The organism is Amycolatopsis sp. cmx-8-4, from assembly GCF_046548675.1.
GTDB lineage: Bacteria > Actinomycetota > Actinomycetes > Mycobacteriales > Pseudonocardiaceae > Amycolatopsis.
Window position 1 is genome coordinate 165,681 of record NZ_JAEBDZ010000003.1, and the last position, 21,745, is coordinate 187,425.

22 protein-coding genes are annotated in these 21,745 nt (G+C 70.8%); 7 read left to right on the plus strand and 15 right to left on the minus strand.

Going from position 1 to position 21,745, the window contains the following annotated elements; genetic code table 11:
- Nucleotides 1–49: 49 nt before the first annotated feature.
- The 4 genes from ACLJQZ_RS06825 to ACLJQZ_RS06840 are packed head-to-tail and all read right to left on the minus strand — an operon-like array spanning nt 50 to nt 3,147.
- Complete coding sequence (locus ACLJQZ_RS06825) at nt 50–1,444, minus strand: AMP-binding protein (RefSeq protein WP_410619229.1); 1,395 nt, start codon at nt 1,442–1,444, stop codon at nt 50–52.
- A complete protein-coding gene (locus tag ACLJQZ_RS06830; protein WP_410619230.1) occupies nt 1,441–2,178 on the minus strand; it encodes a glucose 1-dehydrogenase in 738 nt (245 codons plus the stop codon). Before ACLJQZ_RS06830 ends, ACLJQZ_RS06825 begins: the two co-directional genes overlap by 4 nt.
- A complete protein-coding gene (locus ACLJQZ_RS06835) occupies nt 2,171–2,416 on the minus strand; it encodes an acyl carrier protein (RefSeq protein WP_247059911.1) in 246 nt (81 codons plus the stop codon). Before ACLJQZ_RS06835 ends, ACLJQZ_RS06830 begins: the two co-directional genes overlap by 8 nt.
- A gap of 11 nt (nt 2,417–2,427) precedes the next feature.
- Nucleotides 2,428–3,147, minus strand: coding sequence for a UDP-N-acetylglucosamine acyltransferase (locus tag ACLJQZ_RS06840; RefSeq protein WP_410619231.1), 720 nt, complete (start codon nt 3,145–3,147; stop codon nt 2,428–2,430).
- Nucleotides 3,148–3,297: 150 nt separating this feature from the next.
- Between ACLJQZ_RS06840 and ACLJQZ_RS06845 the strand changes: the two genes are divergently transcribed.
- The 3 genes from ACLJQZ_RS06845 to ACLJQZ_RS06855 all read left to right on the plus strand — a co-directional run bounded on the left by ACLJQZ_RS06845 (nt 3,298) and on the right by ACLJQZ_RS06855 (nt 6,456).
- Nucleotides 3,298–4,404, plus strand: coding sequence for a DegT/DnrJ/EryC1/StrS family aminotransferase (locus tag ACLJQZ_RS06845; protein WP_410619232.1), 1,107 nt, complete (start codon nt 3,298–3,300; stop codon nt 4,402–4,404).
- Nucleotides 4,401–5,357, plus strand: a complete 957-nt coding sequence (locus ACLJQZ_RS06850) for a Gfo/Idh/MocA family protein (protein WP_247059905.1) — start codon at nt 4,401–4,403, stop codon at nt 5,355–5,357. Before ACLJQZ_RS06845 ends, ACLJQZ_RS06850 begins: the two co-directional genes overlap by 4 nt.
- A gap of 196 nt (nt 5,358–5,553) precedes the next feature.
- A complete protein-coding gene (locus tag ACLJQZ_RS06855) occupies nt 5,554–6,456 on the plus strand; it encodes a DUF559 domain-containing protein (RefSeq protein WP_410619233.1) in 903 nt (300 codons plus the stop codon).
- Between the two features lie 111 nt (nt 6,457–6,567).
- On the opposite strand, the gene ACLJQZ_RS06860 is transcribed toward ACLJQZ_RS06855, so the two are convergent.
- Nucleotides 6,568–7,290 (minus strand): hypothetical protein, encoded by a 723-nt coding sequence (locus ACLJQZ_RS06860; protein WP_410619234.1) that lies wholly within the window; start codon nt 7,288–7,290, stop codon nt 6,568–6,570.
- The gene (locus ACLJQZ_RS06865; RefSeq protein ID WP_247059903.1) at nt 7,287–7,796 is read right to left on the minus strand and encodes a SigE family RNA polymerase sigma factor; all 510 of its coding nucleotides are present in this window, start codon (nt 7,794–7,796) and stop codon (nt 7,287–7,289) included. Before ACLJQZ_RS06865 ends, ACLJQZ_RS06860 begins: the two co-directional genes overlap by 4 nt.
- Before the next feature lie 124 nt (nt 7,797–7,920).
- On the opposite strand from ACLJQZ_RS06865, the gene ACLJQZ_RS06870 reads away from it, so the two are divergent.
- Both ACLJQZ_RS06870 and ACLJQZ_RS06875 read left to right on the plus strand, forming a co-directional pair.
- The gene (locus tag ACLJQZ_RS06870; RefSeq protein ID WP_410619235.1) at nt 7,921–8,532 is read left to right on the plus strand and encodes a hypothetical protein; all 612 of its coding nucleotides are present in this window, start codon (nt 7,921–7,923) and stop codon (nt 8,530–8,532) included.
- 54 nt (nt 8,533–8,586) lie between these two features.
- Nucleotides 8,587–9,168, plus strand: coding sequence for a hypothetical protein (locus tag ACLJQZ_RS06875; protein ID WP_410619236.1), 582 nt, complete (start codon nt 8,587–8,589; stop codon nt 9,166–9,168).
- Here ACLJQZ_RS06875 and ACLJQZ_RS06880 read toward each other — a convergent pair.
- Genes ACLJQZ_RS06880 through ACLJQZ_RS06900 form a run of 5 tightly spaced genes read right to left on the minus strand, consistent with a single transcriptional unit; the run spans nt 9,165 to nt 13,727 of the window.
- On the minus strand, nt 9,165–9,737 hold the full coding sequence (locus ACLJQZ_RS06880) for a Uma2 family endonuclease (RefSeq protein ID WP_410619237.1): 573 nt from the start codon (nt 9,735–9,737) through the stop codon (nt 9,165–9,167). The two genes, ACLJQZ_RS06875 and ACLJQZ_RS06880, sit on opposite strands and share 4 nt — an antisense overlap.
- A gap of 58 nt (nt 9,738–9,795) precedes the next feature.
- The gene (locus tag ACLJQZ_RS06885; RefSeq protein WP_247059897.1) at nt 9,796–10,425 is read right to left on the minus strand and encodes an acyltransferase; all 630 of its coding nucleotides are present in this window, start codon (nt 10,423–10,425) and stop codon (nt 9,796–9,798) included.
- Entirely contained in the window at nt 10,412–11,608 is a 1,197-nt protein-coding gene (locus ACLJQZ_RS06890; RefSeq protein WP_410619238.1) for a glycosyltransferase family 4 protein, read from the minus strand. The genes ACLJQZ_RS06885 and ACLJQZ_RS06890 overlap by 14 nt, the downstream gene beginning before the upstream one ends.
- 32 nt (nt 11,609–11,640) lie before the next feature.
- Nucleotides 11,641–12,570, minus strand: coding sequence for an NAD-dependent epimerase/dehydratase family protein (locus tag ACLJQZ_RS06895; protein ID WP_326945588.1), 930 nt, complete (start codon nt 12,568–12,570; stop codon nt 11,641–11,643).
- A 23-nt stretch (nt 12,571–12,593) separates the two neighbouring features.
- Complete coding sequence (locus tag ACLJQZ_RS06900) at nt 12,594–13,727, minus strand: DegT/DnrJ/EryC1/StrS family aminotransferase (protein ID WP_410619239.1); 1,134 nt, start codon at nt 13,725–13,727, stop codon at nt 12,594–12,596.
- A 127-nt stretch (nt 13,728–13,854) separates the two neighbouring features.
- Between ACLJQZ_RS06900 and ACLJQZ_RS06905 the strand changes: the two genes are divergently transcribed.
- Nucleotides 13,855–16,950 carry a BTAD domain-containing putative transcriptional regulator gene (locus ACLJQZ_RS06905; protein WP_410619240.1) on the plus strand — a complete coding sequence of 1,032 codons (3,096 nt, stop codon included), beginning with the start codon at nt 13,855–13,857 and terminating at the stop codon, nt 16,948–16,950.
- Here ACLJQZ_RS06905 and ACLJQZ_RS06910 read toward each other — a convergent pair.
- Together ACLJQZ_RS06910 and ACLJQZ_RS06915 are read right to left on the minus strand one after the other, a co-directional pair.
- Entirely contained in the window at nt 16,925–17,416 is a 492-nt protein-coding gene (locus ACLJQZ_RS06910; RefSeq protein ID WP_410619241.1) for a nuclear transport factor 2 family protein, read from the minus strand. The genes ACLJQZ_RS06905 and ACLJQZ_RS06910 overlap by 26 nt on opposite strands.
- A complete protein-coding gene (locus ACLJQZ_RS06915) occupies nt 17,413–18,009 on the minus strand; it encodes a TetR/AcrR family transcriptional regulator (RefSeq protein WP_410619242.1) in 597 nt (198 codons plus the stop codon). Before ACLJQZ_RS06915 ends, ACLJQZ_RS06910 begins: the two co-directional genes overlap by 4 nt.
- 95 nt (nt 18,010–18,104) lie before the next feature.
- Between ACLJQZ_RS06915 and lhgO the strand changes: the two genes are divergently transcribed.
- Nucleotides 18,105–19,289 carry an L-2-hydroxyglutarate oxidase gene (lhgO, locus tag ACLJQZ_RS06920; RefSeq protein WP_410619243.1) on the plus strand — a complete coding sequence of 395 codons (1,185 nt, stop codon included), beginning with the start codon at nt 18,105–18,107 and terminating at the stop codon, nt 19,287–19,289.
- A 3-nt stretch (nt 19,290–19,292) separates the two neighbouring features.
- Here the strand turns inward: lhgO and ACLJQZ_RS06925 are convergent, their stop codons facing one another.
- Both ACLJQZ_RS06925 and serS read right to left on the minus strand, forming a co-directional pair.
- Nucleotides 19,293–20,297: a DUF3558 family protein gene (locus ACLJQZ_RS06925; protein WP_410619244.1), complete on the minus strand. Its 1,005-nt coding sequence runs from the start codon at nt 20,295–20,297 to the stop codon at nt 19,293–19,295.
- A 69-nt stretch (nt 20,298–20,366) separates the two neighbouring features.
- Nucleotides 20,367–21,629, minus strand: a complete 1,263-nt coding sequence (gene serS, locus ACLJQZ_RS06930; RefSeq protein ID WP_410619245.1) for a serine--tRNA ligase — start codon at nt 21,627–21,629, stop codon at nt 20,367–20,369.
- Nucleotides 21,630–21,745 lie beyond the last annotated feature (116 nt).

Sequence of the window (21,745 nt, forward strand, 5' to 3'; positions counted from 1 at the left end):
TCGGCCTGAGCGGCGAGCGCTGTGTTGAATGATTCACTCGCAGGCTCGCTCATACCTTCGCCTCCAACGACCGGTAGTCGATCTTGCCGCTGGCCAGCAGCGGCACGGTGTCGATCGGGCGCACGTCGAACCCGCTCGTGTGCAGGTGCAGCCGCTCGGACAGCGCCTTCGACGCGTCCTTGCAGATGTCCTTGCCGACGCCCTCGGCGAACAGCACGACCTTGTCGCCGGCGGGCACCGCCGCCACGACGTCGATCCCGACCGCCGCGGTGCGGACGGCCTGCTCGAGATCGTCGAGGCTGACGCGGTTGCCGAAGACCTTGCCGATGCGCTTGAGCCGGCCGGTGATGAACAGGAACCCGTCTTGGTCGAGGTACCCGAGGTCACCGGTGGCGAGCACGCCGCCGCATTCGTCACCCTTGGCCAGGCCGGACTCGTCGTCCGCGTAACCCAGCATCACATTGGGCCCACGGTAGACGACCTCACCGACAATTTTCGGGTGCGTGGTCTCCGACCCGTCGTCGCGACGGACGGCGAACCTGCCGCCCGGCAGCGCCGGCCCGGCGGAACCGAGCTTCTCGGCCAGCCGCTCGGCCGGCACCGTCGTCATCCGCGGGGCCGCCTCGGTCTGGCCGTACATCACGTACATCCGGCCGCCGACGGCGATCATCTTGTCGTTGAACTCGGCGATCAGGTCGTCGCGCAGCTTCCCGCCGGCCTGCGTCAGGGTGCGTAGCGTCGGGTACTTCGCGGGGTCGAACTTGAGCCGCCGCAGCATTTCGTAGTGGTACGGGACGCCCGAGAGGGACGTCACGCCGTGGGTGTTCACCGCGTCCCAGAAGCCGCGGCCGAGCACGCCGGACGGCTCGATCACGACGGTCGCGTCGCGCACCAGGTGCGAGTTCAGCACCGACAGGCCGTAGCTGTAGTGCAGCGGCAGGCAGGTGGGCGCGACCTCGTCGGCGTCGATGCGGAGCACCTGCGCGATGGCGTCGGCGTTCGACAGGATCGCCTGGCGCGAGAGCCGGACGAGCTTCGGGTTGCCGGTGGACCCGCTGGTCGGGAGCAGCACGGCGAGGTCGGGATGCGGCGGGACGCCCTCCGCGGAGTCGCGGATCCAGTCGTCGCCGCGGGTCGTGTACCCGGCAGGCGCGTCACCCGAAGCGGACAGCACGGCGGCCGGCCGGAAGCGTTCGACGAGCCCAGCGAGCACGTCCACGTCCAGCGCCGGGTCGATCAGCGCGATCGCGCGACCGGACTCGAACGCGCCCAAGTACGTCAGCACGCTCGGCAGGTCGACGGACATCCGCGCGAACACCACACCGACCGGCAGTTCCGCCAGGGCTTCCATCCGGCGGCCGACCTCGGCCGACAGTTCCGCGCCCGTCAGCGTGCGGCCCCCGGCCACGTCCACCAGCCGAGCTCCCGCACCCAACAGCGTCACAACACCAAGCCTCCGTCGACGCCCAGCACCTGGCCGGTGATGAAGGACGCATCATCACTCACCAGGAACCGGATCGCGTTCGCCACGTCTTCCGCCCGGCCGAGCCGCCCGAGCGGCGTCCGGCTCGTGTTTTCGGCCTTCGCGTCCTCGCTCAGGCCCGCCGTCAGGTCGGTTTCGATCACGCCGGGCGCGACCGCGTTGACCCGGATGCCGGACCGGCCGAGCTCCTTCGCCGCCGACCGCGCGATGTTCGCCACCGCCGCTTTCGACGCCGCGTACACCGTCTGGCCGGCGCTTCCGTGCTCGCCGACGATCGAGGCGAGCACCACGATCGAGCCGGTTTTCTTGCGCATCATCGCCCGCGCGGCGGCCTGGACCGTGTGCAGCGTGCCGGCGACGTTCGTGCTCAGCGTCGTGTCGACGAGCTCTTCGCGGATCATCCCGAGGAGCGCGTCCTCCATGATCCCGGCGTTGGCCACGACGATGTCGAGCCGGCCGTGCTCCTTCGCGACGCCCCTGACCAGCGAAGACACTGCCTTCGCGTCGGTGACGTCCAGCGCGAGCCCGGCCGCCGCGCCGGCCGCCGAGGCAGCCTCCTTGGCGCGGGCCTCGTCGCGGCCGGTGAGCACCACCGTCGCGCCCGCCTCGGCGAGCGCGCGGACGGTGGCCAGGCCGATCCCCCGCGTCCCGCCCGTGACGAGCGCGACGCGACCGGACAGGGACTCGTCAGTCATTCTTCGACTGGAGCTCGGTGACCATGTCCACGGCGACCTTGAAGCTCGACATGTCGATGACCTGGTCGGTGTCGAACTCGACGTCGAACTCGTCCTCGATGGCCGCGACCAGCGCCATGTGGCCGACGGAGTCCCACGCCTCGATCTCGCGGTACTTCAGGTTCTCGACGTCCACATCGCCGTCGAGGTCCAGCGCCTCGACGAAGACCTCGCGCAGCTTGGGGGCCACTTCAGACATGCTCACGACTCCTAGTGCTCTTCGCGCGGGCGGGCGTCCCACGCCTTTACCAAGGTAGAGAGGTCGCCGGGCAGGGTGGCGTCCGGGAGACCTTCCTTACCCTTCAGCCACGGCCCGAGCGCCTCGATGGTCGCCTCGTCGAGGCCGCGGCGCGACAGGCCCACCACGTTGACGCCGGTGACCCGGGCCGGGTTGCCGACGGCGATGGTGAACGCGCCGATCTCGCGGCGGACCGCCGAGCCCATCCCGACCATCGCGCCGGGGCCGATCACGACCTTCTGGTGCAGCACCGCGCCCATGCCGAGGTTCGCGCCGTCCCAGATGTGGCAGTGACCGCCGGTCACGACGTTGGACGCGATGGTCACGGCGTCGCCGACCAGGCAGTCGTGCGCGATGTGCGAGCCGCGCAGGTAGTAGCCGTCGCTGCCCAGCGTCGTCGTGCGCCAGGTGCCCTGGTGGACGCTCACGTACTCGCGGATCTTGTTGCGGCTGCCGATGACGACGCCGTGGCCGTCGTGATCCGGGTCACCGGTCGGTGCCTCGTCCCAGGCCGCGGGGTGGGGGCGGCCGCGGTCCTCGCCGGGCGTGCCGATCGTCACGTGCGGGCCGATCCAGTTGCCGTCCCCGATCCGCGCCGGCCCGGCGATCACCGTGAACGGGCCGATCACGTTGTCGTCCCCGAGTTCGACGCCTTCGCCGAGGACGGCGGTCGGGTGGATGCGGTTGGCCACGGGTCGGGTGTCCGTTCGTCGGCGGCTGGGTACTGGGCGTGCTACCGCGCCCGGTAACGTGTGGCCCGCGTTCATGCAGGGCGGCCGGGCGCAGAACCGGCGGCTCACTGTACCGGACGCGTCGAAATCGCCTGCCGAGAGAGACTGCCCATGATCCCCATCACCGTGGTCGACGTCCGCGACGCGGAGGACCTCGTCGTCGAGGTCCTGCGTTCCGGCGCCATCGCACAGGGACCGATGGTCAAGCGCTTCGAAGACGCCTTCGCGGCGGTCTCCGGGACGAAGCACGCGATCGCGGTCAACAACGGGACGACGGCACTGGTCGCCGCGCTCCAGGTCCTCGACCTGAAGCCGGGCGACGAGGTCGTCACGTCGCCGTTCACCTTCGTCGCGACGCTCAACGCGATCCTCGAGGCCGGCGCGACCGTCCGCTTCGCCGACATCCGGCGCGACGACTTCGCGATCGACCCCGACGCCGTCGTCAAGGCCGTCACCGACCGCACCAAGGTCCTCATGCCCGTGCACCTCTACGGCCAGACCGCGGACATGGGCAAGCTCGCCCCGCTCGCGGCCGAGCGCGGGCTGAAGGTGATCGAAGACTCCGCGCAGGCCGTCGGCGCGTCCTTCGAGGGCAAGCAGGCCGGCTCGTTCGGCATCGGCTGCTTCTCGCTGTACGCGACGAAGAACATCACCACCGCCGAGGGCGGCGTCATCACGACGGACGACGACGCGCTGGCCGACAAGCTGCGCGTGCTGCGCAACCAGGGCATGCGTGCCCGGTACCAGTACGAGGTCGCCGGCCACAACTACCGGATGACCGACCTGCACGCCGCCGTCGGCATCCCGCAGCTGGCCAAGCTCGACCAGCTGACCGCCGCCCGCCAGGCGAACGCGAAGCGGCTCTCGGAGGGCCTCGCGGGCACGCCGGGCCTCGACGTCCCGCAGGTGCTGCCGGGCCGCGAGCACGTGTGGCACCAGTACACCGTGCTGGTCGGGCCGCACGCGTTCCTCTCGCGCGACGAGCTGGCCGCGGCGCTCACCGAGCGCGGCATCGGCAACGGCATCTACTACCCCAAGATCGTCTTCGACTACGACTGCTACCGCGGCCACGACCTGATCCCGGGCGCGCGCGTCGAAGACTTCCCGGTCGCGAAGTCAGTCGCCGACCAGGCGCTGTCGCTGCCGGTGCACCCGCACCTGACCGAGTCCCAGCTGGACACCATCATCGAAACCGTTCGCGAGGTACTGGGCGCATGACGCATCGGATCGCTGTTGTCGGGACCGGGAACATGGGTTCCCTCCACTCGCGCGTGCTCGCCGCCAACGAGCGCGTGGAGCTGGTCCGCGTGATCGATCCGCGCGAAGAGGCCGGCAAGGCCGTCGCCGAGCGGTACGAGACGAAGTGGACGCCGGAGATCGGCTCACTGTCCGATGTGGACGCCGTCGTGCTCGCCTCGGCCACCGAGGTGCACCACGACCTGGCGCAGGAGATCCTCGGCCAGGGCAAGCCGATGCTGGTCGAAAAGCCGGTGTGCAACAGCTACGAGAAGTCGCAGGAAATCGTGGCGCTGTCGAAGAAGCAGGGTGTCGCGCTGATGTGCGGGCTGCTCGAGCGCTACAACCCGGCGGTGATGACCGCGCGAGCGCTGGTGCAGGAGCCGATCCACCTGATGGCCCGCCGCCACGGCCCGTACGCGCCGCGCATCAAGACCGGCGTCGCATGGGACCTGCTGGTGCACGACGTCGACCTGGCGATCCAGTTCTTCGGCGGCGCGACGCCGGCCCGCGTGACGTCCGGCGCGGGTTACTTCCACCCGCAGTCGGTCGAGGGCGCCGAGGACACCATCGAGACGGTGCTGTCGTTCCCGACCGGCCTGGCCACGGTGTCGGCGTCCCGCTTGGGGCAGAAGAAGGTCCGGTCGCTGGTGGTGTCCGAACTGGACCGGCTGATCGAGATCGACCTGCTGCGCCGCGACGTCACCATCTACCGCCACATCTCGCACGACTCGGTCACCCCGGACGGCCTCGGCTACCGCCAGCAGACGGTCATCGAGATCCCGGAGCTGATCACCGCGCGGGAACCGCTCGCCACCCAGCTGGACCGCTTCTGCGACCTGCTGGAAGGCAAGATCGACGCCGACACCGAGCGCGACCTGATCCTGCCCTCGCACCACGTCGTCGAGCAGGTCCTCACCCAGGCCGCCGCCTGACGCTCCTCGGGGCCGTGTTGGCCGTTCCGGTCAGTGTGTTGGCCGCTCCGGTCAGCGTGTTGGCCACTCCCGCCGCCGTGTTGGCCACTCCGGTCAGCACGGCGGTCGGCAGCTGAGTTGTCCACATCGGGTCGAGTTGTCCACAGATTCTCGGCGACGTCACTCATGGCCATCAGCTCGAGGCAGTCTGTGACGTGTGGAACCGAACTTTCCCGCGCGGCACGGTGCCGCAGGCCGCCCGCAGGTGCGCGACGTACTCGGCGACCGGGCCTTGCGTGCCGCCCTTCAGAACCGCGCGCTCGTCCAGCCGTGGCGGGGCGTGATCGTCCTGGGCAGCCGCGAGCTGGATCCGCTGACCCGCGCGTCCGCCGGTCTGCTCGCAGCCGGGCCCGACGCTGTCCTGTCGCACGACACGGCGGCCGTTCTCCACGGCTGCACCGCACTGGCGACCACCGATGTGCACGTGACCGTTCCGTATTCCCACTGGGCCAAGTCCCGTAAGGGATTGATCGTCCACCACGATCGTTTCGCTCGCGAAGACGTCGTCGAGCGGCACGGTCTTCCGGTGCTCGACCTCGAAACGGTCGTCGCCGAAGTTCTGTGTACCCGCAGGCCGTGGCGTGCCCTCGCCTGCTTGGACCAGGCATTGACGGGACTCGGCGACCGGGAGGCCCGTGCACTGATCGCGAAGATCGATCTCCGTCTCGTCGACCGCGACGACCGCCGAGGCACCCGAGTCGCCGAATCGTTGCTCTGCCTCGGATCCGGTCAGGCCGAGTCGCCGCAGGAAAGCCGGCTGAGACTGCTCGTCATCCAGGCCGGCTTCCCGGCGCCGGTGCCCCAGTACGAGGTTCTCGGCCTGGCCGGCACTCCCTTGTACCGTCTCGATCTCGCCTGGCCGGCGCTGCGGATCGCTCTCGAATACGACGGCTACGAAGCGCACGAAGACCGCGAGGCCGAAGACGACGAGCGTGACCGCCGGCTGACCGCCCGAGGATGGCTCGTCATCCGGGCCCGCAAGGACGTGTTCACTGCCCCGGACAGTTTCCTCCGGGAGATCGAAGACGCGTTTCGAAGACGGGCGTCGCTCAGTGCTTGACCGGAACGGCCAACACGGCGACCGGAACGGCCAACACGGCGACCAGAGTGGCCAACACGGCGACCGGAACGGCCAACACGGCGACCGGAACGGCCAACACGGTGAGGTGGGCTACTTGGTGAGCCGGCTTCCCTTGCTGTCGTAGGCGATCAGCGGCGTCAGCGAAGCGGAGTCCGGGACCGCGACCGGGTCGAACCAGAAGATGACCACGTTCGGGTCCTTGCTCCACTTCGCCACGTTCGCCTGGATCGTCTTGCCGTGCACCGTCGTGGTGATGCTCGCGGCCGCGCCGGCGAAGTAGCCGAACACCGGGATGGTCTGGTCCTGCAGGACCTCGCCGCCGTCGGTGGCGTGGAAGCCGAACGAGCGGTCGGAGCCGCGGAACTCGTTGGTGGCCAGGACCGGCTCCAGGTTCCCGCCCGAGCGGAAACCGGCGACCAGTCCGAAGTGGATGTCCGGCAGGATCTGCGGCTCGTCGACCGCTTTTGCGAAGATCACGATCTCCCCGGCCGCGGTGCGGATGCCGGTGCCCACGACCTCGCCCAGTGGCTCGGCCGGGGGCGGCCCGGTCGTCGTGGGTGGCGTGATCGACGTCGGCGCGGGCGGGGCCGGCGGCTGCGCGACCGGCGCGGGCGAGGGCTGCCGCAGCTGGACGGCGAACACGACCACCAGCACGACGACGGCCGCGGCGGCGAGCCCGCCGGTGGTCGTCAGCACGCGGCGGCGACGCCGGAGACGCGTGCCGTCGGCCATGATCCTGCTCAGGTCCGGCTCGGCGAAGGGCTCGGACGGCGGCCGCCGGAGGGCGGCGCGGAAGTCGTCGAGATCGTTCATCGCCCGCTCCCTCCGATCAGCGTGTCTTCGGTGCCCGCTTCGATCCGCAGCTTGGCCAGCGCCCGCGAATTCGTGCTCTTCACGGTACCCAGCGAAACGCCCAGTTCGCGCGCCACGTCGGCTTCGGGCAGGTCGAAGAAGTGCCGCAGCACGACGACGGCGCGCTCGCGGGCGGTCAGCGTCTTGAGCACCGACGTGAGCCATTCCCGCTGGGTGACGGCCTGGTCGACGTCGGCGCGGTCCGGCCGCTCGGGCATCTCCTCGGTGGCGTACTCGCGGATCGGGCGCCGCCAGCCGTCGATGACGTGGTTCATCAGGACGGTCCGGGCGTAGCCGTAGGCGTCCTTGTGGCGGACCCGCGACCACGCCGCGTACGTGCGGGTGAAGGCCGTCTGGGCGGCGTCTTCGGCCTGGTGCCGGTCGCCCGTGAGCAGGAACGCGGCGTGCGTGAGGCGAGCCGAGGACGCGCGCACGAAGTCCGCGAACTCGTCGTCACCGCGCGCCATGCGTCACCCCTTTCGCCCCCAGCGACGGCCGGGCCCCGGAAAGGTTGCGCGGGCGCGTCTCAACCTTTCCGAGCCTACGCCCGTAGTCACCGGCGGACGATCTTGCCGATCCGGGAGGAAACCCGTGAAGAACCGCCTCGTCATCGCCGGTACCGTGGTCGCCGCTTGCGGCGCGCTGGTGGTACCCGGCCTCCTGACCAGCGCGAACGCCGAGACGAAGCCGGCGCCGGTGGCCGCCGCCGCACCGGCCGCTCCGGTTTCGCCGCCGCCGACCCGGGACGCCGCGCCCGAGCACGAGGTGCTGGGCGACGTGATCGGCACGGGCCTCCGGAACAGCTCCGGCGAGCTGGTCTTCTACGGCGTCAAGCTGCAGGAGCCGCGGCTGCCGGACACGACGTTCGGCATCATGGGCGGCATCCGCGACGCGGCGGGCGGGTTGACGGACTTGATCGTCGCCAACGAGTTCGCGGGCCGCGACAAGGCCCCGGGCTTCCACGCGGTGACCGGCGGCGCGAACCTGGCCGGCCACGACGTGCCGAGCTTCGGCTACTACGCCGGCCCGGCCGCGAAGATCACCTCCGCCGGCAGCGTGGTCGCGCACCAGGCGACGTGGAGCGAGGACCCGAACGTGGTGGTGTTCTGGTTCGACTCCGCGGCCGATCCGGGCCGCCTGCGCGCGCACGACGCGGCGGGCAACAAGCTCCCGACGGGCCACACCGGCGTCGGCCACGGCTGAAACGTTGCGTAACCGATATCCTGCGCTCGGTGACCGAGCGCTAGATTGACCTCGGTGCGCACCTTGGGGGAAATCTTCGCCGCGGCATGCCTGCTGACCTGCGTCACAGCGTGTTCCGGCGGCTCCACGACGGCGGCGCCGGCGACCACGCCGGCACCGCCGTCATCCACTTCGGTGAGCAAACCGAAGACCACGGCTCCGACCTTCACGCCGGCCGCCTCACCGGCCAAGCTGAGCGCGGCGTGCCCGTTCCTCGGCTCGGACGAACTCATCAAGGCGATCGGCCACTCCGTCAGCGGCGGCGCGAAGGAAACCGAGCCGCTCCGGACGAAGGTCGGCACGGCGCTCGTGTGCGAATACGGCGGCGGCCAGACCGCCTCCTTGTTCGTCGGCCCGGACACCTCGGTGGCCCGGTTCGTCGCGGGGGTGAAGTCGGGGTGCAAGAACCCGGTGACGCTGCCGGGCACCGGTGAGGCCGCGCTGCACTGCGAGTCGACGGGTCAGGACGGCGGCACCGAGCTGGCGGTCGCGAAGCACAGCCAGGGTGAGCTGCGGACCGCCGAGCTGAACCTCTACGTCTCGGTCGGCGAGGACACCTACGCCACCCTCGGAAAGCTCCTGGCGGACCGGCTCTAGGACCTCGGCGCGTCGGGAGTCAACGCGTTCAGGTCGAACTCGAGCGGCGTGCCTTCGAACTCGAGTTCCGCGTGACCCGACTGCTCGCCGAAGTCCTCGTAGTCCTCTTCGATCAGCCGGTAGCGGACCAAGCTCACTGGCGGATCCAGGTCGACGATCCAGTAGTGGTCGATCCCCGCCTCGGCGTACTCGGAGAACTTCGTGACCCGGTCGGTGCGCCTGCTGCCCGGCGAGATCACCTCGATCGCCAACCGGACGTCGGCGGCGTCACAGTGCGCCGGGTTGGCGTGGACCACGGTGTTTTCGACCACGATCACGTCTGGCACCCGGACGGTGAGCGGCTTCTCGGCGACAACCACTTCCACCTCGCTCAACGCGCTGTAACCGACCGGCAGCCGCTCGTCGAGCCAATAGGTCAGCCGGTTGACGGCTCGCTGGTGGAGGAACAATGGACGCGGCGACACGACGAGAACCCCTTCGACCGCTTCGACCTGGTACTCCGGGGTTTCCGGCAGATCGATCCAGTCTTCAAGGGACAAGAGGTGGTGAGGCCACTCCATGACACTCATCGCCTTCTCCTCGCCGCAGTTACTGGACGTCATCTTCGCACGTCAGCCTGCCAGAAAGCTACTGCTCCGAGTAGTCGCCCGATGGGGCTCCCCAGCCCGAAGTGTTCTGCCCGTGTGACTCCGCGATCTCGCGGCGGCGGGCGTTGTCCGCGCGGACACGGTCCACTTCGGACTGGATGTATTCCTCGTCGTAGCGCTGGAACACCCGGGCCGGGTTGCCCGCGACCAACGTCCGCGGCGGGACGTCCTTGGCCACCACCGAGTTCGGCTGGACCGTGGCGAAGTCGCCGATCGTCACGCCCGCCATGATGACCACCAGACCGCCGATGAAACAGCCCTTGCCGATCTTCACCGGCTTGCGCTCGATCAGGTCGCTGCCCGAATGGTTCTGCAGCGTCATGTTCGCGAGCCAGCTGGAGTGCGTGAAGATCAGCGTGTTCAGCCCGATGCTGGTGTGCTCGCCGATCTCCAGGCCGCCGCTCGCGTCGAGCGCCGCGCCTTCGCCGACCCAGCAGTGATCGCCCATCTTGAGGTTCTCGGGGCTGATGATCTTGACGCGCTCGCGCACGCGGCACGTCGAGGGCAGCCCGTAGAACTGCGCCCGCTCGGCGTCGTTCATGTACTGCGAGACGAGCTCGGTCAGGATCTGCGGACGCAGCCGGTGGCTGCGCTCGTCATCGAAGAACATGGGCGTCCGACACCAGTTTCTCGAAGGTCCGCAGGTGCTCCTCGGCGACGACGTCGAGGCCGAAGTTCGACCGCACCATCTCGCTCGCCCGCTGCGCGATCTGCGCGCGCCGCTCGGGGTCGTCGAGCAGCTCGATCACCGTCGAGGCCACTGCTTCGGAGTCGTCCGGGCGCACCAGCAGCACGTTTTCGCCGTTGCGCAGCTCGATGCCCGGGTAGTTGTCCTCGGTGACCGACGCGATCGTCGCCGTGCCGGACAGCATCGCCTCCAGCGACGCCGTGCCGCAGCCGCCGTTGAGGTCGTGCGTCACGATGTCCGCCGCCGCGAAGTACGCCGGGACGTCCTCCTTCGGCACCGCGCCGGTGACGACCAGCGCCTCGGAGACGCCCAGTTCGGCGGCCCGCTTCAGGAACGCGTCGTGGTAGACGCGGCCGACGACGACCACCCGCACGCCGGGGTGTTTGTCCAAAATGGACGGCAGGGCCTCGATGAGCGGCAGCCGGTTGCGCAGCGGGATGACGTGCCCGAGCGAGACGATCAGCGGCGCGTCGCCGATTTCGTGCTCCGCGCGGACGTCCTTCGTCACCGGCTTCGCGAAGTGGCCGGTGTCGACCGCGATCGGGAAGTACTCGGAGTTCGCGTCGCTGGTGCCGTAGCGGTCGACGCAGTAGTCGACGCCGAGCTTGTCGAGGATGACGTACCGCGGCCGGATGTAGCGCAGGATCGGCCGCACGAGCACCGCGTCGAGCACCCGGAACACGCCGCCGTACAGCTTGTTGTCGCTGATCAGCAGGGTGTGGATGGTCAGCAGCACCGGGATGTGCCGCCGCCGCGCGTAGATCCCGGCCAGCCACGACAGGTCGAAGAACTGGCCGTGCAGGTGGATAGCGTCCGGCTTGAACTCGTCGAGCAGCTTCCACAGCCGCCGCCAGTTGCCCGGCCGCACCGACGCGAAGCTCATGTCGAAGTCGATCGACAGGCCGACCTGCGGCATCTTCGTCGATGGGAGGCGCACGACGCGGTAGCCGTCGCGCTCCTCCTCGGCCGGGGCGTCGGCGTAGGCGGCCGTGATCGCCAGGACCTCGTGGCCCTCCTCGACGAACTGCGCCGCGAGCGAGGCCGACATGTGCGCGCTCCCACCCACCCGGGGCGGGAAGAAGTTGTTGACCACCGCGATGCGCATCGCACGTCCTCGGGCAGGGCCCGCGGCGGCACTCACTCGGAGTCCTTGACCAGCTGTCGCATGCCTTCTTCGACAGTGATCCGCGGCTCCCAGCCGAGCACGTCGCGGGCGCGGGTGATGTCGGCGGCGCGCCGCGAAACCAGCACGTCACGCTCGTTGAACAGCGGCTCGACGTCGACGCCGACAGCCTCGATCAGGATCTTGGCCAGCGCCGCGATCGAGGTGTCGATGCCGGTGCCGATGTTGATCGGCAGGTTCGCCTGCTCGGACTCGAGCGCCGCGACGACGGCCCGCGCCAGGTCGGTGACGTGCACGAAGTCCATCGACTGGTCGCCGCGGCCGTCGATGATCGGCGGCTGGCCGGCGCGCAGGCGCTGGATGAAGTGGTTGATCACCGAGGTGTAGTACGCCTCGATCTTCTGGCCGGGGCCGTACACGTTGAAGAAGCGCAACGCGTTCCAGGACAGGCCCTTCTGGCGCTCGTAGAAGCCGAGCATGTCCTCGCCGGCGCGCTTCGAGATGCAGTACGGCGTGAGCGGCTTGAGCTCGTCGTCCTCGTGCATCGGCAGCCGCTTCGGCTCGCCGTAGACCGACGCCGTCGACGCGAACACCAGGCGCTCGACGCCTTCGTCGGCGGCCGCGGCGAACACGTTGTGGTTGCCGGTCATGTTGATGTCGAACGACTCGTGCGGGTCGGCGATCGACTTGTTGATCGAGACCGTGGCGAAGTGGATGACGTGGGTGCAGCCGCGCATGGCCTCGCGCACCGCGCCGCCGTAGCGGACGTCCTTCTCGACCAGCTCGACCTTGCCGGTGGCGACGAACTCGTTGACGCGGGCGCGGTCGCCGCGGGTCATGTTGTCGAAGATGCGGACGGTGTAGCCGCCCTCGATGAGCAGCGGGATGACGTGTGCGGCGATGAACCCACCGGCCCCCGTGAACAGGACCTTCTTGTCGGACACCAAATTCTCCTCGGTCGGTGGCTTCAGGACAGGGACTGCACGGCGGCGCGCACGACCTCGCCGACGCGCGCCACTTCGGCGTCCGTCAGGTTGGCGTGCATGGGGATGGCGAGCTGACGCGCGAACGCGTCGGCCGACACGGGCAGCGGGTTCTGGGGGCCGTAGATCGGCTGGAGGTGGGAAGCGTAGGTGCCGAAGTTGCACTGGACGCCCTGCTCGCGGATGCGCAGGGCCAGCTGGTCGCGGCTGACCTCCGGCGCGACCGTGAGCAGGTAGGCCTGCCACGGGTGCTCGCGGTCGGGCAGCTCGACGGGGACGGTCAGCGCGTCGACGTCGTCGAAAGCCTCGTGGTAGCGCTTCGCGACCGAGCGGCGGGCGGCGAGGAGGTCGGGCAGGCGGTCGAGCTGGACGTTCATGATCGCGGCCTGGACGTCCGACATGCGGAAGTTGTAGCCGAGCTCGTGGAACTCCGGGATCGGCAGCGTGGTGGAGCCTTCGCGGCTGATCGCCGGTTCGATGCCGTACGTGTGGAGCTTGCGGGCGTGCGCGATGAGGTCTTCGCGGTCCGAGACCAGCGCGCCGCCTTCGCCGGCCGTGATGCCCTTGCGGCCGTGGAAGGAGAACGCGGCCAGGTCGGCGAGGCTGCCCGCCGGGCGCGTCTTGTACGTCGCGCCGGCGGCGCACGCGGCGTCCTCGAAGAGCCAGAGGCCGTGCTCGTCGGCGATCGCGCGGTACTCGTCGAAGTCGCCCGGCTGGCCCGCGACGTCGACGGCGAGGATGCCGACCGTGCGCGGGGTGATCAGGGTTTCGATGTGCGCCGGGTCGGCGCTGAAGACGTCCGGGCGGATGTCGGCGAAGACCGGCTTCGCGCCGGCCTGGACGACGGCGTGGCCGGTCGCCGGGAAGGTGTAGTCGCCGACGATCACCTCGTCGCCCGGCTGGACGCCGAGCACCTTGAGACCGAGGAACAGCGCCGACCCGCAGTTCGCGGTGGTCAGCGCGTGCGCGGTGCCGGTGACCTGCGCGAACCGTTCCTCGAAACGGCGGCACGCGGGACCGGCCCCGGCCAGCCAGCCGGAGCGGAAGACTTCGGCGACGGCGGCGAGCTCTTCCTCGCCGACGGTCGGCTGACCTAGGGCAATGCTGTCGGGCGACATACCTCTCCCATTGCGTGGGGACCCGGCGAAGTGTATATACGTACGCTCAGCTGATTCACAGGCCCACGCCGAACCCCTCTTTCGAGTGACGCCCACCATGAGCCTGACCACGCCCTACGCTGGGCGCATGCGATTCGGGGTCCTGGGGGCCGTCACCGCGTGGCACCCGGACGGCACACCAGCGGCGGTGGGCGGCCCGCGCTCACGCACGCTGCTGGCCCTGCTCGCCCTCGACGCCGGCCGGTTCGTCCCGGCCGAGCGGCTGATCGACGGCATGTACGGCGAGGAGCCGCCGGACGGCGCGGCGAACGCCCTCCAGTCCCAGGTCTCGCGGCTGCGGACGGCGTTGAAGGACTTGGCGCCGGTCGAGTTCACCACCGCGGGCTACCGCCTGGTCGTCGAACCGGACGAAGTGGACGTCCACCGCTTCGAACGGCTCGCACGCGAAGGCCACGCACTGCTGAAGGCCGGCTCGCCCGCCGCGGACGTGCTGGGCGACGCGCTGGCGCTGTGGCGCGGGCCCGCGTTCAGCGACCTGGCGGACGCGCCGTTCGCCGCCGCCCAGGCCGCCCGGCTCGACGAGCTGCGGGCCGAGGCGGCCGACGACCACGTCGAGGCCCGGCTGGCCCTGGGCCAGGCCGAAGACGTCCTCGCCGGCCTGCGCGAGACCGTCGCCGCGCGGCCGCTGCGGGAACGGCCGCGCGCGCAGCTCGTCCGGGCGCTGCACGCGGCGGGCCGGTCCGCCGACGCGCTGGCCGCGTTCGAGGACGCCCGCCGCACCCTGGCCGAGGAGCTGGGCGCCGATCCCGGCGCGGAACTCGCCGAAGCGCACCTCGCGGTGCTTCGCGGCGAAACCGAGAAGCCGGCGATCTCGGCGCTGCCCGCGCAGCTGACCAGCTTCGTCGGCCGTGACGACGAGCTGCGGCAGGTCGCGGAGCTGCTGGCGCGCGCTCGGCTCGTGACGCTCACCGGGCCCGGCGGCACCGGCAAGACACGCCTGGCCGTCGAGGTCGCGGCGACCGAAACGGGCCCGGTCGCCTTCGCCGAGCTGGCGCCGCACGGGCCTGCGGACGTCGTCGGCGCGGTGCTGACCGCGCTGGGCCTGCGGGACACCCCGCTCCGGCAACGCGAAGCGCAGGACCCCGCCGATCGGCTGATCGCGGCACTCCGCGACCGCACGACGCTGCTGGTGCTCGACAACTGCGAGCACGTCGTCGACGTCGCGGCCCGGCTGGCCGGGCGGCTGCTCGGCGCGTGCCCCGGCCTGCGGGTGCTGGCCACCAGCCGCGAGCCGCTCGGCATCACCGGCGAGCAGCTGGCGCCGGTGCCGCGCCTGGCCGTGCCACCGCCCGGGACGTCCGCCGCGCGGGCGGGCGAGTTCGCGGCGATCCGGCTGTTCGCCGACCGCGCGGCCGCGAGCGATCCCGCGTTCGCCGTCGACGAGTCGACGATCGGCGACGTCCAGCACATCTGCGCGGCCCTCGACGGCCTGCCGCTGGCCCTGGAGCTGGCCGCGGCCCGCGTCCGGACCCTGGCCGTCGGCGAGATCGCGGCCCGGCTCGACGACCGGTTCCGGCTGCTCGCACGCGGCAGCCGCACGGCCGAACAGCGGCATCGGTCGCTGCGCGGCGTCGTCGAGTGGAGCTGGGACCTGCTCGACGACGAGGAGCGGGAGCTGGCGCGGCGGCTGACGGTGTTCCCCGGCGGCGCGACCGTCGCCGCGGCCGCCGAGGTGTGCGGCGCGGACGTCGACCTGCTGCCGGAGCTGGCCGACAAGTCGCTGGTCGAGGCCGTCGGCGGGCGGTTCCGGATGCTAGAGACGATCCGCGCGTTCTGCGCGGAGAAGCTCGGCGAAGCGGGCGAGACGGACGCCCTGCACCGCGCGCACGCCGAGTACTTCCTGCGGTTCGCCGAGGAAGCCGACCCGATGCTGCGGACGGCGGCACAGCTGGAGTGGCTGGCGCGCATCGACGCCGACTACGACAACATCCTCGCGGCTCTGCGCTGGGCGGCCGAGGCGGACATCGTGATCGCGTTGCGGCTGGTCACGCCGCTGGCGATGTACTGGTGGATGCGCGGCCGGCGGTTCGAGGGCGCGGGGGTGGCGCTGGAGGTCGTCAAGCGCTGCGGGCCGGAGGTGCGGGCGGAGTACCTCGAGGAGTTCCTGCTCTGCATGCTCACCGCGCTGGCCGGCATGCCGAACGAAGAGGCACTCGCGCCTTACGTGCCGATGGCGCGGCGGTACGCCCGGGACTCGATGTGGATGCCGCGGCACCCGATGCTGATCATGGTGCTGGCGGTGGTGGTCGGACCGCCGGCCGACGACGCGGAGCTGTACGGGCGCGGCGAGGCGATGCTGGCGCACGGCGACGCGTGGAGCTGGGCGCTGGTGCCGACGGGGCTCGGCCTGCGGTCGATGATGACCGGCGACCTCCGCCAGGCCGAGGAGGGCCTGCGCGAAGGCGCCGTGCAGTTCCGGGCGCTGGGCGAGCGGTGGGGCCTGTCGATGGCGCTGGACCACCTTTCGCAGCTGCTGAGCTGGCGGGGCGAGCACGCCGAGGCGCTAGTGAAGATGGACGAGTCGCTGGCCCTGATGCACGAACTGGGCGCGACGGACGACGTCGCGGACCTGATCACGCGCCGCGCCTGGACCCGGGTGCTGCAGGGCGACCACGACGGCGCGCGGGCGGACTACGAGCTGGCCGCGTCGACCGCCCGCCGCTCGGGCATGCCGGAGTCCCGGGCGGCGGCCTACGTCGGCCTGGCCGACCTGTCCCGGCTGGCCGGCGACCTGACCACGGCGCGCGCCTTCTGCGAACGCGCGCTGGCGGAGTGCGAAGGCGGGTCGTTCGCGGCCGAGACGGCCCACGCGCGCGCGTTGATCTCGCTGGGCTGGCTGGCGCTGACCGAAGGCCGGGTTTCCGACGCGGCCGAGTCGCACCGGAAGGCGCTGCTGCTGGGCCGGCACTGGCACGCGGGCGACGTCGTGGCGTTCGCGCTGGAGGGTCTGGCCGGCGCGGCGACCCACCCGGACCAGGCGGCGGTGCTGCTGGGCGCCGCGGCGGCGGTCCGCGGCACGGCGATCAGCGGCGACCCGGACGCCTCGGCCGTCCGGGCCCGGGTGCGGGAGTCGTTGGGAGCGGCGGGTTTCGAGCGGGCCTACGGCACCGGGCTGGGGATGAGCGCGCAGAAGGCGCTCACGACGGCCGGGCTGGCGGACTGACCAGCGGGACCGCGTACCGGTCCCCGGACTTCACCATCGCCAGCAACGGCTTCGTCAGCACGCTCAGGACTCGCGCGGCCCACCGGCGGCCGTTGCGCCGGGCGATGTCCGGGCCGAACCGGTCCATCAACGCCACCAGCCCCGGCAACGTCCGCACGAACAACGTCGCCTCTTCGATCAAGCCGGCGGAGTTCAGCCGCAGCAGCGCCGCTTCCTCGATCGGCTCGCCGCCGATGCGTGCGGTGTAGACGACCACGCGGGTCCGGTCGTCACCGACGTCCGTGTGGAAGCGGATCTCCGTCAGGTGCGAGTACGCCACCTCGATCAGCGCTCGCAGCTCCGCGTGCCCGGTGAAACGCACCCGCGAAGTCAGCGGTGAGTGCAGCACCGCGTCCGGGGCGAACGCCGTCATCGCCAAGTCGGCGTCGCCGGTTTCGGCCGCGAGCCGGTACGTCTCGGTGCTCATCGCTCCCCCTTGGTCAGCGTGGCCAGGCCGCGCCACAGCAGGTCCACCGTCAGCGCCACGACCTCGTCGCGCGGGACTTCCCGGTGGCGCCACCACCACGTCGCCACCGCGTTCAGCGCGCTCTTGCTCGCGTCCGCCAGGACCTCGTCGGCCAGCTCGCGCGGGATGCGGGCGGTCAGGTCGAGCTTCGGGATGCCGCGGAACAACGCCGTCAGGTTGGCCGTCGCCCGGTCCTGGCCCGCCCGGTGCGTCGCCGCGACCGCCGGGTCCGACGGCGGCTCCGCGAAGATCATCCGCCAGCCGCGCTCGTGGGTTTCGATCCACGCGAAGATCGCCGACACGCGGCTGCGCAGCAACACTTCCGGGTCATCCGAGAGCGGCAGCTCGGCCCAGCCCGCGAGCAGATCGTCCACTTCGGACTCCAGCAGGGCCGCGTACAACTGGGCCTTGGCCGGGAAGTGGTCGTAGAGCACCGGCGTGCTGATTCCGGCCGCTGCCGCGACTTCGCGCATGCCGGCCGCGGCGTAGCCCGCCGAGGCGAACACCTCGGCGGCCGCGGCGACGATCAGCTCGCGCCGCGCTTCCCGGGTCAACCGCTTACCTGACATCGGTCAGGTACGTTACCTGACGGACGTTAGGTAACGCCAGGGGGCGGCGCGCACCAGGGACTCGCGTAGCCTGGTCGATCGTGCGCAACGTGGTGGTCGTCGGGGGCGGGATCGTCGGTCTGGCTGTGGCCTGGGAGCTGACCAGGCGCGGGCTGGACGTCACCGTGCTGGAGAAGGAGCCGCGGTGGGCGGCGCACCAGACCGGGCACAACTCGAACGTCGTGCACGCCGGGCTCTACTACAAGCCCGGCTCCTTCAAGGCGCGGATGTCCGTCGCCGGCAACCGGTCCATCGTGGACTTCGCGCGGCAGTACGGCGTGCCGGTCGAGGTGTGCGGGAAGCTCGTCGTCGCCACCGACGAGAAGGAGATCCCCGCGCTCGACACGCTCGCCGAGCGGGCCGAGGCCAACGGTGTCCCGGCCAAGAAGATCTCGCCCGCCGAAGCGCGGGAGTACGAGCCCGAGGTGTCCTGCGTCGCCGCGCTGCGCGTCGAGTCGACTGGGATCATCGACTTCCCCGCCGTCTGCGCGGCGCTCGTGCGGCTGCTCGACGAAGCCGGCGTCGACCTGCGGCTGAACAGCCCCGCGATGGCCATCCGGGCCGGCGCGAACGGCGGCGTCGAGGTCGCGACCGGGTCCGACGTCATCGTCGCGGACGGGCTCGTCAACTGCGCCGGCCTGCACTCCGACCGCGTCGCGCGGCTGGCCGGGCTGACGCCGTCGGCGAAGATCGTGCCGTTCCGCGGTGAGTACTACGAGCTCAAGCCCGAACGCCGCGGCCTGGTCAAGGGCCTGATCTACCCGGTGCCGGACCCGACGCTGCCGTTCCTCGGCGTGCACCTGACCCGGATGCTCGACGGCAGCGTGCACGCCGGCCCCAACGCCGTGCTCGCGCTGCGCCGCGAGGGCTACCGCTGGGCCGACTTCTCCGCCAAGGACGTCGCCGAGGTCGCGGCCTTCCCCGGTGTCTGGCGGCTCGCGAAGAAGTACGCGTTCCCGACCGGGCTCGACGAGGTGCGGCGCTCGTTCTCGAAGAAGCGCTTCGCCGCCAGTCTCGCCCGGCTGGTCCCGGCCGTCACCGAGGACGACATCGTCCGCCACGGCTCGGGCGTGCGCGCGCAGGCGATGCGCCGTGACGGCTCGCTCGTCGACGACTTCCTCATCGAGACCGCGCGCGACCAGGTGCACGTCCTGAACGCGCCGTCGCCGGCCGCGACGAGCGCGCTGGAGATCGCGCGTCACATCGCGGACCAGGTCTCGGCCTGAGGTTCAGCCCGGCAGGTTCGCCGTCACCAGCGGCAGGCCCTGCTTGACGACGTCGCACGTCTTGGTGTCGTCGCCGATGAACCCGCTGACCACCTGCACCGACGACGTGTCCGTGATCGGCAGGGTCGCGCCGCAGGTCGCGCGCAGGCCGCCCATGTTCGGGAAGACGCCCCACTTCTTGCCGCCGACGTCGACGGTCTCGGTCGGCTGGACGTCCTGCGTGCCCGGCCACTCGGCCACCGGGGTGCTGGGGCCGACCCAGACCTCGAACGCCTTCTGGCCGTCGTCGCCGTCGGTGTCGTCCCACAGGCAGTAGGACGAGTTCGGCACCACGGTCGAGACGGTCTTCTCGCCGCTCGGCGAGATGTTCTTCAGCTGCGCCAGCTGTTCGGGCTTCATCAGCGTGCACGGGTCGACCGACAGCAGCGGTCCGCCCGGCTCGGGCTTCGCCGACGTCGACGGCGTGATCGAGGGCGCGTCCTGGCCGCCCGGCAGGTGCGAGGCGACCTGGGGGATCGCCGGTTTCGCCAGTGCGCAGGACTTGGCCAGGTCCGTGCCGGAGACGCTGACGTAGGCGAACGACTTCTCGCCCAGCACGGTGTAGAGCGAGCAGTCACCGGCCAGGATCGACGCGTACTGCGTCCAGCTGAAGCCGCCGATCCGCTCCGGCGAGGACTTCGGGACGGCGCCGGCGAGGTACTCGTCGATGCTGAAGTCCACCGCCATGCCGACGTTCAGCACCGACGACATCTCGGCGTCGTCCTTCGAGTTCCAGAGGCACATGGCCGCTTGCTTCCGCGTTTTGTCGCTCGGCACCGACCGGCCCGCCCCCTGGTAGCCGAGGGCGTCGACCTGCTCCGGGGTCAGCAGCGAACAAGCGTCGACGACCTTGGTCACCGGGCCCTGGCCCGGCACCGGCGACGCCGACCCGCCGACCGTCACCGTGCAGCCGGTCACCACGGTCGCGGCGGCCGCCAGCGCGACCACGGCCTGCCACTTCATGCGCATCCGAAGAATCCTCCCGTTCGGCCCGCACGATACTGGGCCGAACGGGTGCGCACCTGGCATAACCCCGAATCAGCGGGGCGTGAGGACTTCCTTGCCGCCGACGAACGGGCGCAGCGCCTCGGGAACGCGCACGGAGCCGTCCTCCTGCTGGTGGTTCTCGACGATCGCGACGATCCAGCGGGTGGTGGCCAGCGTGCCGTTGAGCGTCGCGGCGATCAGCGGCTTGCCGTTTTCGCCGCGGTAGCGGACCGAGAGGCGGCGGGCCTGGAACGTCGTGCAGTTGGACGTCGAGGTCAGCTCGCGGTAGGCCTCCTGGCTCGGGACCCACGCCTCGCAGTCGAACTTGCGGTGCGCGGACGTGCCGAGGTCGCCGGTGGCGGTGTCGATGACCCGGTAGGGCACCTCGATCTTCGCCAGCATCTGCTCTTCCCAGTCCAGCAGCCGCGCGTGCTCCGCCTCGGCGTCCGCCGGCTTGGTGTAGACGAACATCTCGACCTTGTCGAACTGGTGCACGCGGATGATGCCGCGGGTGTCCTTGCCGTACGAGCCGGCCTCGCGGCGGTAGCAGGACGACCAGCCCGCGTAGCGCTTCGCGTCGTCGTTCAGGTCGAGGATCTCGTCGGCGTGGAAGCCGGCGAGCGGCACCTCCGACGTGCCGACGAGGTACAGGTCGTCGTCCTGGAGGTGGTAGATCTCGCTCGAGTGCTGACCGAGGAAGCCGGTGCCGGCCATGATCTCCGGGCGCACCAGCGACGGCGTGATCATCGGCGTGAAGCCGTTTTCGAGCGCCTGCGCGATGGCCATGTTGAGCAGGCCGAGCTGCAGCTGCGCGCCGACGCCGGTGAGGAAGTAGAACCGCGAGCCCGACACCTTCGCGCCGCGCTCCATGTCGACGCCGCCGAGCGCTTCGAGCAGCTCGAGGTGATCGCGCGGGGTGAAGCCGAGCTTGGTCGGCTCGCCGACGTGCTTGACGACGGCGAAGTCGTCCTCGCCGCCGATCGGCGCGTCCGGATGCACCAGGTTCGGCACGGTGCGGAAGAGCTGGTCGAACTCCTCCGACGACGTGTTCTGCTCCGCCTCGGCGGCCTTGACCTGGGCGGCGAGCTCCTTGGCCGTGGCCAGCAGCTGCTGCTTCTCCTCGGGCGAGGCCTTCGGGATCTGCTTGCCCAGGATCTTCTGCTCGTTGCGCAGCTTGTCCGCGGCCGCGATCGAAGAGCGGCGCCGGGAGTCGAGGGAGAGCAGCTTGTCGACCACTCCTTCGTCCTCGCCACGGGCGCGCTGCGACGCGCGCACGGCTTCCGGGTCATCGCGCAGAGTCCTGGGGTCAATCACGAAGACAGAGGGTAGTCCGTACAGACTGTGCGCCCGTCATCGGTTGTCCCGACAGTCTGATCGTTGAAGCTCGGTTCGCGGGCTCCTCATACTCCAAGGAGACCCCGAGGAGGCGC

Coding starts and splice junctions, on each gene's coding strand:
- ACLJQZ_RS06860 (WP_410619234.1), bottom strand. CDS start 7,290: ATGAACGATCTCGACGACTTCCGCGCCGCCCTCCGGCGGCCGCCGTCC.
- ACLJQZ_RS06850 (WP_247059905.1), top strand. CDS start 4,401: ATGACGCATCGGATCGCTGTTGTCGGGACCGGGAACATGGGTTCCCTC.
- ACLJQZ_RS06845 (WP_410619232.1), top strand. CDS start 3,298: ATGATCCCCATCACCGTGGTCGACGTCCGCGACGCGGAGGACCTCGTC.
- ACLJQZ_RS06835 (WP_247059911.1), bottom strand. CDS start 2,416: ATGTCTGAAGTGGCCCCCAAGCTGCGCGAGGTCTTCGTCGAGGCGCTG.
- ACLJQZ_RS06880 (WP_410619237.1), bottom strand. CDS start 9,737: ATGAGTGTCATGGAGTGGCCTCACCACCTCTTGTCCCTTGAAGACTGG.
- ACLJQZ_RS06910 (WP_410619241.1), bottom strand. CDS start 17,416: ATGAGCACCGAGACGTACCGGCTCGCGGCCGAAACCGGCGACGCCGAC.
- ACLJQZ_RS06890 (WP_410619238.1), bottom strand. CDS start 11,608: ATGCGCATCGCGGTGGTCAACAACTTCTTCCCGCCCCGGGTGGGTGGG.
- ACLJQZ_RS06925 (WP_410619244.1), bottom strand. CDS start 20,297: ATGCGCATGAAGTGGCAGGCCGTGGTCGCGCTGGCGGCCGCCGCGACC.
- ACLJQZ_RS06905 (WP_410619240.1), top strand. CDS start 13,855: ATGCGATTCGGGGTCCTGGGGGCCGTCACCGCGTGGCACCCGGACGGC.
- ACLJQZ_RS06865 (WP_247059903.1), bottom strand. CDS start 7,796: ATGGCGCGCGGTGACGACGAGTTCGCGGACTTCGTGCGCGCGTCCTCG.
- ACLJQZ_RS06830 (WP_410619230.1), bottom strand. CDS start 2,178: ATGACTGACGAGTCCCTGTCCGGTCGCGTCGCGCTCGTCACGGGCGGG.
- ACLJQZ_RS06900 (WP_410619239.1), bottom strand. CDS start 13,727: ATGTCGCCCGACAGCATTGCCCTAGGTCAGCCGACCGTCGGCGAGGAA.
- ACLJQZ_RS06885 (WP_247059897.1), bottom strand. CDS start 10,425: ATGTTCTTCGATGACGAGCGCAGCCACCGGCTGCGTCCGCAGATCCTG.